The organism is Ruegeria sp. AL1, from assembly GCF_056540905.1.
Window position 1 is genome coordinate 56,665 of the sequence record NZ_JBQFXP010000008.1, and the last position, 12,848, is coordinate 69,512.

At 58.5% G+C, this 12,848-nt stretch carries 13 protein-coding genes; 8 read left to right on the forward strand and 5 right to left on the reverse strand.

Annotated elements, in window-relative coordinates:
• Positions 1-78: 78 nt before the first annotated feature.
• Complete coding sequence (locus tag ACRZ9X_RS13740) at positions 79-2,343, forward strand: NADP-dependent malic enzyme (RefSeq protein WP_480519763.1); 2,265 nt, start codon at positions 79-81, stop codon at positions 2,341-2,343.
• Positions 2,340-3,209 carry a ribokinase gene (locus ACRZ9X_RS13745; RefSeq protein WP_480519765.1) on the forward strand — a complete coding sequence of 290 codons (870 nt, stop codon included), beginning with the start codon at positions 2,340-2,342 and terminating at the stop codon, positions 3,207-3,209. Before ACRZ9X_RS13740 ends, ACRZ9X_RS13745 begins: the two co-directional genes overlap by 4 nt.
• On the opposite strand, the gene msrA is transcribed toward ACRZ9X_RS13745, so the two are convergent.
• From msrA to ACRZ9X_RS13760, 3 genes are all read right to left on the reverse strand, one after another.
• Positions 3,206-3,877, reverse strand: coding sequence for a peptide-methionine (S)-S-oxide reductase MsrA (gene msrA, locus ACRZ9X_RS13750; RefSeq protein ID WP_480519767.1), 672 nt, complete (start codon positions 3,875-3,877; stop codon positions 3,206-3,208). The two genes, ACRZ9X_RS13745 and msrA, sit on opposite strands and share 4 nt — an antisense overlap.
• 89 nt (positions 3,878-3,966) lie before the next feature.
• Positions 3,967-4,245, reverse strand: coding sequence for an SCP2 sterol-binding domain-containing protein (locus ACRZ9X_RS13755; protein ID WP_480519769.1), 279 nt, complete (start codon positions 4,243-4,245; stop codon positions 3,967-3,969).
• A 135-nt stretch (positions 4,246-4,380) separates the two neighbouring features.
• Positions 4,381-5,607: an argininosuccinate synthase gene (locus ACRZ9X_RS13760; RefSeq protein ID WP_480519771.1), complete on the reverse strand. Its 1,227-nt coding sequence runs from the start codon at positions 5,605-5,607 to the stop codon at positions 4,381-4,383.
• A gap of 141 nt (positions 5,608-5,748) precedes the next feature.
• On the opposite strand from ACRZ9X_RS13760, the gene ACRZ9X_RS13765 reads away from it, so the two are divergent.
• Together ACRZ9X_RS13765 and ilvA are read left to right on the forward strand one after the other, a co-directional pair.
• Positions 5,749-6,513: a hypothetical protein gene (locus ACRZ9X_RS13765; protein WP_480519773.1), complete on the forward strand. Its 765-nt coding sequence runs from the start codon at positions 5,749-5,751 to the stop codon at positions 6,511-6,513.
• 58 nt (positions 6,514-6,571) lie between these two features.
• Positions 6,572-7,798, forward strand: a complete 1,227-nt coding sequence (gene ilvA, locus ACRZ9X_RS13770) for a threonine ammonia-lyase IlvA (protein WP_480519775.1) — start codon at positions 6,572-6,574, stop codon at positions 7,796-7,798.
• Between the two features lies 1 nt (position 7,799).
• Here ilvA and ACRZ9X_RS13775 read toward each other — a convergent pair whose 3' ends face one another.
• Positions 7,800-8,129: an Hpt domain-containing protein gene (locus ACRZ9X_RS13775; protein WP_480519777.1), complete on the reverse strand. Its 330-nt coding sequence runs from the start codon at positions 8,127-8,129 to the stop codon at positions 7,800-7,802.
• A gap of 143 nt (positions 8,130-8,272) precedes the next feature.
• Between ACRZ9X_RS13775 and ACRZ9X_RS13780 the strand changes: the two genes are divergently transcribed.
• Positions 8,273-9,544, forward strand: a complete 1,272-nt coding sequence (locus ACRZ9X_RS13780; protein ID WP_480519779.1) for a PP2C family protein-serine/threonine phosphatase — start codon at positions 8,273-8,275, stop codon at positions 9,542-9,544.
• On the opposite strand, the gene ACRZ9X_RS13785 is transcribed toward ACRZ9X_RS13780, so the two are convergent.
• Positions 9,532-9,984 (reverse strand): NUDIX hydrolase, encoded by a 453-nt coding sequence (locus ACRZ9X_RS13785; protein ID WP_480519781.1) that lies wholly within the window; start codon positions 9,982-9,984, stop codon positions 9,532-9,534. The genes ACRZ9X_RS13780 and ACRZ9X_RS13785 overlap by 13 nt on opposite strands.
• A gap of 76 nt (positions 9,985-10,060) precedes the next feature.
• Between ACRZ9X_RS13785 and hslO the strand changes: the two genes are divergently transcribed.
• The 3 genes from hslO to ACRZ9X_RS13800 are packed head-to-tail and all read left to right on the forward strand — an operon-like array spanning position 10,061 to position 12,778.
• Positions 10,061-11,038, forward strand: a complete 978-nt coding sequence (gene hslO, locus ACRZ9X_RS13790; RefSeq protein WP_480519783.1) for an Hsp33 family molecular chaperone HslO — start codon at positions 10,061-10,063, stop codon at positions 11,036-11,038.
• Positions 11,022-11,627: a CoA pyrophosphatase gene (locus tag ACRZ9X_RS13795; RefSeq protein WP_480519785.1), complete on the forward strand. Its 606-nt coding sequence runs from the start codon at positions 11,022-11,024 to the stop codon at positions 11,625-11,627. Before hslO ends, ACRZ9X_RS13795 begins: the two co-directional genes overlap by 17 nt.
• Positions 11,624-12,778: a CCA tRNA nucleotidyltransferase gene (locus tag ACRZ9X_RS13800; protein ID WP_480519787.1), complete on the forward strand. Its 1,155-nt coding sequence runs from the start codon at positions 11,624-11,626 to the stop codon at positions 12,776-12,778. The genes ACRZ9X_RS13795 and ACRZ9X_RS13800 overlap by 4 nt, the downstream gene beginning before the upstream one ends.
• Positions 12,779-12,848 lie beyond the last annotated feature (70 nt).

Genomic DNA, 12,848 nt, shown 5'->3' on the forward strand with positions numbered 1-12,848 from the left:
AAATCTATTCCCGTTGAGGCGCAGGACCGCCTGCGCTATGACGCTAAGGCCCCAACTTGCAAAGAAACGACATTTCCCATGCCTAAAACGAAGATCACCAAAGAAGAGGCGCTGGCCTTTCACCTGGACCCGACCCCCGGCAAGTGGGAGGTGCAAGCCACCGTTCCCATGACCACGCAGCGCGATCTGTCGCTGGCCTATAGCCCCGGCGTCGCTGTTCCATGTGAAGCCATCGCCGAAGCGCCTGAGACCGCCTATGACTATACCAACAAGGGCAATCTGGTCGCCGTAATCTCGAATGGGACGGCGGTTCTGGGTCTTGGCAATCTAGGTGCGTTGGGCGGTAAGCCGGTGATGGAGGGCAAGGCCGTCCTGTTCAAACGCTTCGCCGATGTGAACTCGATCGATATTGAGCTGGACACTGAGGACCCGGATGAGTTTTGCCGCGCTGTGCGTCTGATGGGGCCGACTTTTGGTGGCATCAACCTTGAGGACATCAAGGCACCCGAATGTTTCATCATCGAACAGCGCCTGAAGGAAGAGATGGATATCCCTGTCTTCCACGATGATCAGCATGGCACGGCAGTGATCTGTGCTGCGGGTCTGCTGAATGCGCTGCATATCTCGGGCAAGAAGATTGAGGATGTGAAGATCGTTTTGAACGGCGCGGGGGCTGCGGGGATCGCCTGTATCGAACTGCTCAAGTCGATGGGCGCGCGCCATGAGAATTGTATCGTCTGCGACACCAAAGGTGTGATCTATCAGGGTCGGACCGAGGGGATGAACCAGTGGAAATCGGCCCATGCGATTTCGACGGAATTGCGCACGCTTGAAGAGGCGATGAAAGGGGCCGACGTGTTCCTTGGTGTGTCGGTAAAAGGCGCGGTGACCCAGGATATGGTTGCCAGCATGGCCGATAATCCGGTGATCTTCGCGATGGCAAACCCCGACCCTGAGATTACGCCGGAAGAAGCACATGAAGTGCGCGTCGATGCCATCGTAGCGACGGGCCGCAGCGATTACCCCAATCAGGTGAATAATGTGCTGGGCTTTCCCTACCTGTTCCGGGGCGCGCTGGATATCCATGCCCGTGCCATCAATGACGAGATGAAGATCGCCTGCGCCCATGCGTTGGCCAATCTGGCGCGCGAGGATGTGCCGGACGAAGTGGCCATGGCCTACGGCAAATCGCTGACCTTTGGCCGTGACTACATCATCCCGACCCCGTTCGACCCGCGTCTGATCCACCGCATCCCGCCCGCCGTTGCTAAGGCCGGAATGGATACCGGGGCCGCGCGGCGCCCGATCATCGATATGGACGCCTATGAGCTGAGTCTGAAATCCCGTATGGATCCGACCGCCAGCATCCTGCGCGGCTTGAACGCCCGGGCCCGTGCCGCGCAAAGTCGGATGATCTTTGCTGAAGGCGACGATCCCCGCGTGCTGCGCGCGGCTGTCATGTACCAACGCTCGGGCTTTGGCAAAGCGCTGGTGGTTGGTCGGCAAGAAGAGGTCAAGCAGCAGCTGGAAGAGGCGGGCCTTGGCGATGCGGTGCGCGAATTGGAAGTGGTCAACGCCGCGAACACCATGCATCTGGATGCCTATAAGGATTTTCTGTACCAGCGCCTGCAGCGCAAAGGCTTTGACCGCAAAGATATTCACCGCCTCGCGGCGCGGGATCGCCACGTATTCTCGGCCCTGATGCTGGCACATGGGCATGGCGACGGTCTGGTGACAGGGGCCACCCGGAAATCGGCGCATGCGCTGGACCGGATCAATCACGTCTTTGACGCAGATGCGGCGAATGGTGCGGCGGGAGTGACCGCCTTGCTGCACAAAGGGCGAATCGTTTTGATTGGCGATACTCTGGTGCATGAATGGCCGGACGAGAACGACCTGGCCAATATCGCCGAACGTGCTGCCGCTGTGGCCCGCCACATGGGGCTGGAGCCGCGCGTGGCCTTTGTCAGTTTCTCGACCTTCGGCTATCCGGTGTCGGAACGCGCGGAAAAGATGCACCGCGCGCCCGCAGTGCTGGATCAGCGCGGTGTCGATTTCGAGTATGAGGGCGAAATGACCGTCGATGTTGCGCTGAACGTGGATCAGCAAGACGCCTATCCGTTCCAACGCCTGACCGGCCCGGCCAATATCCTGATCGTCCCGGCGCGGCACTCGGCCAGTATCTCGACCAAGCTGATGCAGGAAATGGGTGGGGCCACAGTGATCGGCCCGATCCTGTCCGGCGTCGACAAGCCGATTCAGATCTGTTCGACCGTCTCGACAGCAAACGATATCTTGAACATGGCCATTCTGGCCTCGTGCGATATCTCGGGTAAGCCATGACGATCTGGAACCTCGGATCGATCAACGCGGACATGATCTATGACGTGCCGCACCTGCCCGGGCCGGGCGAGACCCTTGCCGCAAACCGTCTGGATCGTTTTCTGGGCGGTAAAGGTGCAAATATGTCGGTGGCTGCAGCGCGTGCCGGGTCGCAGGTCGCGCATGTCGGCGCCATTGGAAAAGACGGGGTCTGGGCGCGCGAACGCCTGACGGAATATGGGGTGGACACCCGTCACATCGCACAGAGCGAGATACCGACTGGCCACGCCATTATTGCCGTGGATGCAAAGGGCGAGAACAATATCATTCTGTTCCCTGGCGCCAATCAAGAGATCTCGTCCGATCAGTTGGGGCAGGCGTTATCGTCAGCCACACGTGGCGATCTGCTGGTGATGCAGAATGAAACCAACCTGCAGGTTGAGGCTGCAAAAATGGGACATGAGTTGGGCCTGACGATTTGCTATGCTGCCGCTCCTTTTCAGGCCGATGCGGTGCAGGACGTTTTGCCCTATCTCGATTTCCTGATCCTGAATGAAGTCGAGGCGGAACAATTGCATCAGGCGACGGGGCTTTCTGTGACCAACCTGAATGTGGAGCATGTCATCGTCACGATGGGCGCGGAAGGCGCGCGGTATTATCACCGTGGATCGATTTCAGATTTCCCGGCACACAAAGTGCAGGCGGTGGATACGACCGGGGCGGGTGATACGTTCACCGGCTACGTGCTATCGGCGATGGATCGCGGGATGCCTATGGCACAGGCGGTTGCTCAAGCAAACCGTGCCGCGGCCCTGATGGTCACGCGGCACGGTACAGCTGATGTCATCCCCGATTTGAAAGAGGTTCTCGAGGCGCGGTTCGATTAAGACCCGGTGAATGGCGCTTCGTTCCCCCACAGCTGTTTTACGCGGTCATCGCGTCCACAGGCTTTGCGATAGGCTTTGTATGCGCTGTGCTGCCGTTTGGGACCAAAGCGGGTAAAGACCAGCTTGTTCCCCTTGTAGTAATCCTGGTGGTATTCCTCGGCGGGATAGAAGGCTCCGGCCTGCAGGATTGGGGTGACAACAGTTTGGCCCAGAGCGTTTTGTGCGTTTGTCTTCGCCCGCTGCGCAATTGCTTTTTCGCCAGCGTTAGAGACGAAAATCGCCGTGCGATAGCTGTCGCCCCGGTCACAGAACTGACCACCGGCATCTGTGGGATCAACTGACCGGAAGAACATGTTCAACAGTGTTTCGCGCGAAACCTGTGCCGGGTTATATGTGATCTGAACGGCTTCGTAATGGCCGGTTCCACCCTTTGATACCTGGTCATAGCTTGGGTTGGCCGCCTTACCGCCGGTAAAGCCGGAAACGGCCTCAATCACGCCGGGTACGGATTCAAAGTCGGATTCGACGCACCAGAAGCATCCACCGGCCACTGTCAGGGTCTCGGTCCCTGCAGCAGGTGCGGGCAAGGCCCGCAACATGGCGGCGAGCATGATCAATGCGAACAGAAGCGTCGGCTTAATGTAGTCGAGGTAAGCAGTCCGGGTCATGGCAAGTCTCCTTCTGAGAGTAAGGCTGCCTTGTCTTTGCGTCCGGCGCAATCCGCTGACATGGTTTGTCACGCGGTGGTGAGACGAGTTTATCCCAGCAGCTGCCCCAGCTTCATTGCCACGCCCATATTGCCCGAGATCTTGAGCTTGCCCAACGCAACACCGGTCATCGGGTTCAGCTTGCCGGTTAGCAGCTTGGTCAGGTTGTCTTTCGAAATCCGAATGGTGCAATCTGTGTCACGATCCGTGGTCGAGGCAGAGTTATCGGCCAGCACGACCACCCCGTCCGCGCCACAGTCGAATTTCAGTGATCCGTCAAAGCTTTTGCCGTTCAGACCCTTCTGAATTCCCTCGGCGATGTCCTGCATGATCTGTCCTTTCCCAAGTTGACCCATGGGTAAAGACATCTGCGTGCCACGGGCAAGCCTGACCAAACGGGAAGTGGCCAAAGAAAAACCCCGGCACCTTTCGGGGCACCGGGGTCCTATTCGGGTTGAACGCTGTTACTTGCTCAACCGCTTGTCGCGCGCCGCCAGAAGTTTCAGGCGCAGCGCATTGAGCTGGATAAAGCCCGCCGCGTCTTTCTGGTCATAGGCGCCAGCGTCTTCTTCGAAGGTCACGTGCGCCTCGGAATACAGCGAGTGATCCGACCAGCGGCCAACGGTCGAGGCCAGACCTTTGTACAGTTTCACGCGGACGGTGCCGGTGACATGTTCCTGCGAGCGGTCGATGGCGGCCTGCAGCATCTCACGCTCGGGGCTGTACCAGAAGCCGTTATAGATCAGCTCGGCATATTGCGGCATCAGCTGGTCTTTCAGGTGCATCGCGCCCCGGTCCATGGTGATGGATTCGATGCCACGATGCGCCTCCAGCAAGATGGTACCGCCCGGCGTCTCATAAATGCCGCGCGATTTCATACCGACGAAACGGCCTTCGACCAGATCGAGACGGCCAATGCCGTGCTTGCCGCCATACTCGTTCAGTTTGGTCAGGATGGTGGCGGGGCTCATCGCCTCGCCATTGATGCTGACCGCGTCGCCTTTTTCAAAGCCGATTTCGATGAACTCGGGCTCATTCGGCGCGTCCTCGGGGTGGACGGTGCGCTGATAGACATAATCGGGTGCCATATCGGCGGGGTCTTCCAGAACCTTGCCCTCGGACGAGGTGTGCAGCAGGTTCGCATCGACCGAGAACGGAGCCTCGCCGCGCTTGTCCTTGGCAATCGGAATCTGGTTTTGTTCGGCGAACTCCAGCAGTTTGGTGCGGCTGGTCAGATCCCATTCGCGCCAGGGGGCAATCACCTTGATGTCTGGGTTCAAGGCATAAGCGGCCAGTTCGAACCGCACCTGATCGTTGCCCTTGCCGGTCGCGCCATGGGCCACGGCATCCGCGCCGGTCGCTTCGGCAATCTCAACCAGACGTTTTGAGATCAGTGGCCGCGCGATCGAAGTGCCCAGCAGATACAACCCCTCATACTGCGCATTGGCACGGAACATCGGGAAGACGAAGTCGCGGACGAATTCCTCGCGGATGTCCTCGATATAGATGTTCTCGGGCTTGATCCCCAGCAGCTCAGCCTTTTTACGGGCGGGTTCCAGTTCCTCACCCTGACCCAGATCGGCGGTGAAGGTCACGACCTCACAACCATACTCGGTCTGCAGCCATTTCAGAATGATCGAGGTATCAAGGCCACCGGAATAGGCCAGAACAACTTTCTTGGGCGCGGACATCTGACTTCCCCTTATGCGTAAGACGCTTGGCCCCTAGCGGGTTTTGAAACCGGGGGCAAGTTATCTGCGTTGACGCCGGGCGGGAATTGGGGTGAAACGGGCGGATAGAGAACAAGGATTGGTTGAGAGGCGGGTTTTGAGATGCTGGGACTCGAGATTTTTGTGCATTCGATAAAGATGGTGCTGAGAAATCTTATGCAGGCGCTGCAGATTTCACTGGTGCCAGCGCTTGTCGCAGCTGCACTGACGATTGTCCTGTTTCTGGTTTTCGATGTGCCGTTGGAAGAGTTTGATGGCGCTGCTGGAAATCCTGATAACTCCGCTCTGATGTCAGTACTTGGTTTTGTCGTCAGCCTGATAGTGGTTGTGTTCGGAGTCATGCTCTGGATTGTAGTCTCTTGGCACCGATTTGTACTGCTCGAGGAATACCCAACCGGCTTTCTGCCCAGTTTCAGATTTGACCGCGTTATGGCCTATTTTGGACGCCTTTTGATGTTGATTATTTTGGGCGCGATAGCGATCTCGCCTTTTCTGTTGGTTGTGGGCGCCGCCATGCAGGCTTCAGCAGTGACGGCATCGGCCGTGTGGCTCGGTATTGTTGCGATAATGACGGTTGGCTTCTATCGCTTGTCTCCAATTCTGCCGGGGGCGGCGATTGGAAAATCGATTACGATACCCGAGGCGTGGCGCGCAACGTCGGGGTCGTCCGGGGCGCTGGTCGTCCTCGTGGTGTTGTCTTTGTTGCTTCAACTCTTGTTGCAAAGTTTATCGTCTTTGTTGCTGCTGGTTCCGATTATCGGAGCTCTGATCGTCACGGTTGTGGGGCTGTTGGTTGTACCATTGATCAACGTGAGCATCCTGACAACGATATACGGCGTGTTCATAGAAAAACGGGAACTTACCTGAGCGCGGCACACATATGTATTCCTTGCCCTTTTTGCACTGATACGGCAGGGAAACGGCCATGACTGATTTCATGACCCGTGCCCGCGCCGCCGAACAGGCGATGCGCTCTGTGTTTCCCGCAACGCCTTTGCAGCGGAACGCCCATCTGTCGGACCGGTATGGGGCCGATATCTGGCTCAAACGCGAAGACCTCAGCCCCGTGCGGTCTTACAAAATTCGTGGCGCGTTCAATGCGATGCGCAAGCAGACCGGGCAGGAGCTTTTTGTCTGCGCCAGCGCGGGCAATCACGCGCAGGGTGTGGCCTATATGTGCAAACATCTCAACGTGCGCGGCGTGATCTTCATGCCCGTCACCACGCCGCAGCAGAAAATCCAGAAGACCCGCATTTTTGGCGGCGACAGTATCGAAATCCACCTCACCGGCGACTATTTCGACGACACGCTGGCCGCCGCGCAGAAATGGTGCGCCCAGCAGGGCGGGCATTTTCTGTCCCCGTTCGACGATGAGGATGTGATCGAGGGGCAGGCATCTCTGGCCGTAGAGATCGAAGAGCAACTGGGGGCATTGCCCAATCACGTCATCCTTCCAGTGGGCGGGGGCGGCATGTCCTCGGGCGTGGCGACGTGGTTCGGAGATCGTACGCACTGCCTGTTTGTCGAGCCTAAAGGCGGCGCCTGTTTGCATGCTGCGATGGCGGCGGGGCATCCGGTGTCGCTGGATCGCGTGGATAATTTCGTCGATGGTGCTGCCGTGGGCCGGATTGGGGCGAAGCCTTTCGAGCTGCTGAAATCGCGCCACCTCTCTGATGTTCTGGTCCTGTCCGAGGACCGGATCTGCACCACCATGATCGAGATGCTGAATGTCGAAGGCATTGTGCTGGAGCCCGCCGGCGCGCTGGCGATTGAGGCTATCGGCGATGTGCAAAGTTTCATCCGTGATAAGACGGTCGTCTGCGTCACTTCGGGTGGAAATTTCGATTTTGAGCGTCTGCCCGAAGTTAAAGAGCGCGCGCAGCGTTATTCCGGCGTCAAAAAGTACTTTATCCTGCGCCTGCCGCAGCGCCCCGGGGCGTTGAAGGAATTCCTGAGTATTCTGGGTCCTGAAGACGACATCGCCCGCTTCGAATACATGAAAAAATCCGCCCGTAATTTCGGCTCGGTCCTGATCGGGATCGAAACCCGCAAGCCGGAGAATTTTATGCGCCTGTTTGCCCATCTGGATGAGGCGGGCTTTACCTATACGGATATTACCGAAGACGAGACACTGGCGCAGTTCGTGATCTGAGCTATGACAGGTTTTCCCGCAACCCGACCTCAAACGCGGATCGGGATGCATCGAAACTGGCGACGATGGCCGGAACATCCACCTCTTCGGCGCGGCCGGCGGCAGCGCATCTTTCACCGTCCTGACACAGGCCGGAAAACTGCGCGAATCCAAGGCTCAATCCGCTGCCCTTCAGGAAATGCAGATTTTGCTCCAGCTCAAGCCGTTGGGTGTCTGCGCGTAGGCGCTGCAATGCCTCTTGCACCTCTTCCAGGAAAATCTCGACAACTTCGCCGAATTCCTCTGCGCCAACTTCATCGTGCAATTGTCTGACCCTGGACCAGTGTATCATATGCATCCTCCGTCCTCGCTCTGTTTAGCGGCTGAGGGGTAAATGCTGGGTTAAGGGCAGCGTGCTCTTTGGTTTTCACGCAATGTTAAACTTTGGGCACTAGCGTTTGCGGAAGGAAACAAGGACAAAGCGCAGGGAACCTCGTGTCGGAAACCAGCTTATCAGACGCCAGGGTCGAGCTGGATTTTGGTGCGATCCGCACGGTTCTTGTTGTCGATGACAGCCGATTGCAGCGGCGCATCCTTGTCGCCTCGCTCCGGAAATGGGGTTTTACGGTTCTTGAGGCGAGCAGCGGCGAAGAGGCGATGACAATCTGCGCCGGTGGACTGCCGGATCTGGTGCTTAGCGATTGGGTGATGCCGGGTATGGGCGGGCTTGAATTCTGCCGCGCGTTTCGCGAGTTGGAGAAGGATGAATACACGTATTTCATTCTGTTAACGTCCAAAAGTGAAAAACAGGAAGTAGCGCGGGGTCTGGATGCGGGTGCCGATGACTTCCTGATCAAACCGCTCGAGGCTGACGAGCTGCGCGCGCGGATATCGGCGGGTGCGCGCATTCTGGACATGCAACGCGAACTGTCCGAGAAAAACCGCATGATCGAGGCGGCGTTGGACGAGTTGAAACTGGCCCATGATGCGATCGACAAGGATTTGATACAGGCACGTAAGATACAGGAATCGCTCGTTCCCGAACTGACCCGCGCCTTTGGAAATTCTCGGGTTAGTCTCTTGCTTAAACCCTGTGGTCATATCGGGGGGGATCTGGTGGGCATGTTCTCTCCGGGTGTGAATCGGCTTGGGTTCTACAGCATCGATGTGTCAGGGCACGGGATCACCTCGGCCATGATGACGGCGCGGCTGGGCGGGTATCTGTCCAGTCAGCATTTCGATCAAAATGTCGCGATGGAACGGAGATTTAACAAGTTCTATGCTCTCCTCCCTCCGGAAGAGGTGGCCGCGACCCTGAATTCTCGCCTGATGGCAGACGCGGGGATCGAAGAATACTTTACCATGGTCTATGCCATCGTCGATTTGCGCAACGGACATCTGAAAATGGTGCAGGCGGGACACCCCCATCCGCTGCTTCTGCGCGCTGACGGAAGCGCTGAGTTTCTGGGTGACGGCGGTTTGCCGGTGGGTTTGTTACCGGATGCCACATTTCATCAGATCGATATATACCTGAATCCCGGTGACAAGCTGCTGTTGTATTCCGACGGGTTCACGGAATGTCCCATTGAGGGAGGCGGTCTGCTGGACGAACATGGCCTTCGCCGCATGGCGTCAGAATGTGTTTCGACCCGACATGGGGCCGAGTTTCTGGACGATATGTTCTGGCGTCTCACGCAAGCCATGGCGCCTGATCAGGGGATGGACGACGACCTGTCAGCTGTGTTCTTTGAATATCACGGCGCCTGAAGCTCCTGGAGGTGGAGACTGGCGAAATGCCGATCTCCACCGTTGCCCAGCATTTGCACAGCGTCGGGGCAGCTCATCCAAAGCGCTTCGTGAAAAGGCTCGGTCGGCGGGCCAAGGCGGCGAACCGGTCGGGCACGGTAGATCAGGCAAATCTTTTCCGCCCACAGATCATATTCGGGCATAAAGGTGAACCGACGGAAAGCCCCAACCTTGCGGGGATCGGCAATGCGCCAACCGGTTTCCTCGAACACTTCGCGATGTAGGGCGGTGATGGGCGATTCGCCGGGATCAATACCGCCGCCAGGCAGTTGCAGATCAGGTCCCGGCTCCATCTGGCACGTCAGCAACAGATGCGCTTCGCGCGGGAGCAGGGCGTATACCCCAACCCGTCGGATGTACTTTCGGCCTGATTGTGGGCTTTCGCCGAACCGCCTGATCATGTATGGCCCCTTTCAACCCAAAATGATCCACCTATATGGTGGCGGTATGCCAACCTGTGGCGTGTAAGGAAACCCCATGTCTCTTGGAACGAAAATCGCGTGGGACGATACCGTCCTGCCCTTTCAACTTGATGTATCGGATATGCGCGGTCGTGTCGCCCGTCTGGACGGTGTGCTGGATGGCATCCTCAAGCAGCATGATTATCCCGAAAAGGTCGAAGCTCTGGTCGCTGAAATGGCTTTGTTGACAGCGTTGATCGGCCAGACAGTCTCGTTACGTTGGAAGCTGTCGCTTCAGGTGCAGTCCAAGGGTGCCGTACGGATGATTGCCACCGACTACTACGCGCCAAAGACCGAAGGCGAACCGGCGCGCATTCGTGCCTATGCCAGTTTCGATCGGGACAAGCTGACGGATAGCGCGCCGTTTGATCAGGTGGGTGACGGGTATTTTGCGATCCTGATTGATCAGGGTGAAGGCACCCAGCCTTATCAGGGGATAACCCCTCTTGCGGGTGGTTCGCTCAGTGCGTGCGCCGAGGCGTATTTTGCGCAATCCGAACAGTTGCCCACTCGGTTTTCGCTGAGCTTCGGAAGATCCACGGAACCGGGTGTCGGCGAGCATTGGCGCGCGGGCGGGGTGATGTTGCAACACATGCCCAAAGCTTCGCCTTTTGCGGCGTCAGCCGAGGGCACTGGCGAGATTCTGACGGCCAATGATCTGGTTGATGGGGAAGAGGGTGAAAATTGGGGCCGCGTGAACATCCTGTTGGACACGGTCGAGGATCTGGAACTGATCGGTCCCTCAATCGCGCCGACCGATCTGCTGATCCGGCTGTTCCACGAAGAACAACCAAGGGTCTATGATGCCCAGCCTGTGCAGTTCGGATGTACCTGCTCCGAGGATCGGGTGCGCCAGAGCCTGTCGATCTATTCCGCGCGGGATATCGAAAAGATGACCACGGATGATGGAAAGGTCACCGCAGACTGCCAGTTCTGCGGCGCCCATTACGTGCTGGACCCCAATACCGTGGGTTTCGATGCGGACAAAGACTGATACGGTCGAACAGCTGCGGGCGGCGCTCGACCGCCCCGGCGCGGGGTCAAGCGATTTTGACCTGAATCCGGACACGGTGCTGCCCGAAGGCCGCAAGTTACGTTCGGCGGGTGTTTTGGTTCCGATCTCGGTCACGGGTCGCTTTCCTCGCGTCATTCTGACCAAACGGTCGTCCGCTTTAAAACACCACCCCGGCCAAATCGCCTTTCCCGGAGGCAAGCAGGACGGGGGTGACTTGGACGTTACCGCGACCGCTCTGCGTGAGGCACAGGAAGAGATCGGATTGCCTCAAGACTTGCCGGAAGTGCTTGGTTTTCTTCCCGAACATGAGACGGTTACATCGTTCAACGTCACGCCTGTCGTCGCGATCCTGCGACATTCGTTTCAACCCGTACCCGAGCCGGGCGAAGTGGACGAGGTGTTCTCGGTTCCGCTTGAACATCTGCTGAACCCGGTGAATTATGTGGTTGAATCGCGCCGGTGGCGTGGGCAGCGGCGCTACTATTTTGCCGTGCCCTATGGTCCCTATTACATCTGGGGCGCGACGGCGCGGATGCTGCGTGGGTTGGCCGCACGGATAAGCGAATGAAGCAGATCACCGAAGACTGGATCTCTGAACCGGCAACGCAAGCGGTCTGTGCCGCTCTGACCAAGGGTGGCGCGCAGGCGTTGTTCGTGGGCGGCTGCGTGCGCAATGCGCTGCTGGGGGCTGCGGTCTCGGATATCGACATTGCCACCGATGCGCGGCCCGAACGGGTAGTGGAACTGGCGCAGCAGGCCGGGCTGAAACCGATCCCGACGGGGATTGATCATGGGACGATCACCGTAGTGAGTGGCGGCATCCCGCATGAGGTCACCACCTTTCGCCGCGATGTCGAAACCGATGGCCGCCGGGCAGTCGTCGCGTTTTCGGATCGGGTCGAAGAAGACGCTGCGCGCCGCGACTTCACCATGAACGCCCTTTATGCCCGTCCCGACGGCACGATCCTTGACCCGCTGGACGGTCTGCCAGACCTGAAGGCGCGTCGGGTGCGGTTTATCGGCGAGGCTCAGGATCGTATTCGCGAGGACTACTTGCGGTCCCTGCGCTATTTCCGGTTTCACGCGTGGTACGGCGATGCCGATGCCGGTTTCGATCCTGATGCTTTGGCTGCGATTGCGGCAGATCTGCGTGGTTTAGAGACACTTTCCCGCGAACGCGTCGGGTCTGAGATGCTGAAACTGTTGGCCGCGCCCGATCCCGCGCCCTCGGTGGCGGCGATGCGCAGCACTGGGGTGCTGGCGCGGCTGCTGCCGGGCGCAGATGACCGGGCGCTCGCGATCCTGATCCAGCTGGAACAGGACGCCCACGCTGCGCCCGAACCGATTCGTCGTCTGGCCGCGATCGCCCCGCCGGAGGCTGCGAATACCCTGCGCCTGAGCCGTGCGCAGCTGCAGCGCCTGACCCGGATGCGCGACGAGGCGATGGCGACAACCAGCGTCGCGGAACTCGGCTATCGCTATGGGTCCGAAGGCGGTTTACACGAAACCCTGTTGCGGTGTGCGTTTCTGGAACAGCCATGGTCAAACGACCTTGCCGCCGCTCTGGAACAAGGGGCTGCGGCCAGTTTTCCGATCAAGGCTGCCGATCTGATCCCCGCCTTTTCTGGCCCCGCGCTGGGCGCAAAACTGGCCGAGCTTGAGGCGCGCTGGATCGCCTCGGATTTCGCGCTGAACCGCGAAGAATTGCTGGCGGAATAAAACGAAGTCTCAAAAGGGGATGACAAATCCCGCAAGTTTTGGCAGGGTGCGCCTGACTCAAACCGAGGGA

Bases quoted from the DNA above. Each gene is read 5' to 3' on its own strand.
- ACRZ9X_RS13740 (WP_480519763.1), top strand. From the start codon at position 79: ATGCCTAAAACGAAGATCACCAAAGAAGAGGCGCTGGCCTTTCACCTG.
- ACRZ9X_RS13745 (WP_480519765.1), top strand. From the start codon at position 2,340: ATGACGATCTGGAACCTCGGATCGATCAACGCGGACATGATCTATGAC.
- msrA (WP_480519767.1), bottom strand. From the start codon at position 3,877: ATGACCCGGACTGCTTACCTCGACTACATTAAGCCGACGCTTCTGTTC.
- ACRZ9X_RS13755 (WP_480519769.1), bottom strand. From the start codon at position 4,245: ATGCAGGACATCGCCGAGGGAATTCAGAAGGGTCTGAACGGCAAAAGC.
- ACRZ9X_RS13760 (WP_480519771.1), bottom strand. From the start codon at position 5,607: ATGTCCGCGCCCAAGAAAGTTGTTCTGGCCTATTCCGGTGGCCTTGAT.
- ACRZ9X_RS13765 (WP_480519773.1), top strand. From the start codon at position 5,749: ATGCTGGGACTCGAGATTTTTGTGCATTCGATAAAGATGGTGCTGAGA.
- ilvA (WP_480519775.1), top strand. From the start codon at position 6,572: ATGACTGATTTCATGACCCGTGCCCGCGCCGCCGAACAGGCGATGCGC.
- ACRZ9X_RS13775 (WP_480519777.1), bottom strand. From the start codon at position 8,129: ATGATACACTGGTCCAGGGTCAGACAATTGCACGATGAAGTTGGCGCA.
- ACRZ9X_RS13785 (WP_480519781.1), bottom strand. From the start codon at position 9,984: ATGATCAGGCGGTTCGGCGAAAGCCCACAATCAGGCCGAAAGTACATC.
- hslO (WP_480519783.1), top strand. From the start codon at position 10,061: ATGTCTCTTGGAACGAAAATCGCGTGGGACGATACCGTCCTGCCCTTT.
- ACRZ9X_RS13795 (WP_480519785.1), top strand. From the start codon at position 11,022: ATGCGGACAAAGACTGATACGGTCGAACAGCTGCGGGCGGCGCTCGAC.
- ACRZ9X_RS13800 (WP_480519787.1), top strand. From the start codon at position 11,624: ATGAAGCAGATCACCGAAGACTGGATCTCTGAACCGGCAACGCAAGCG.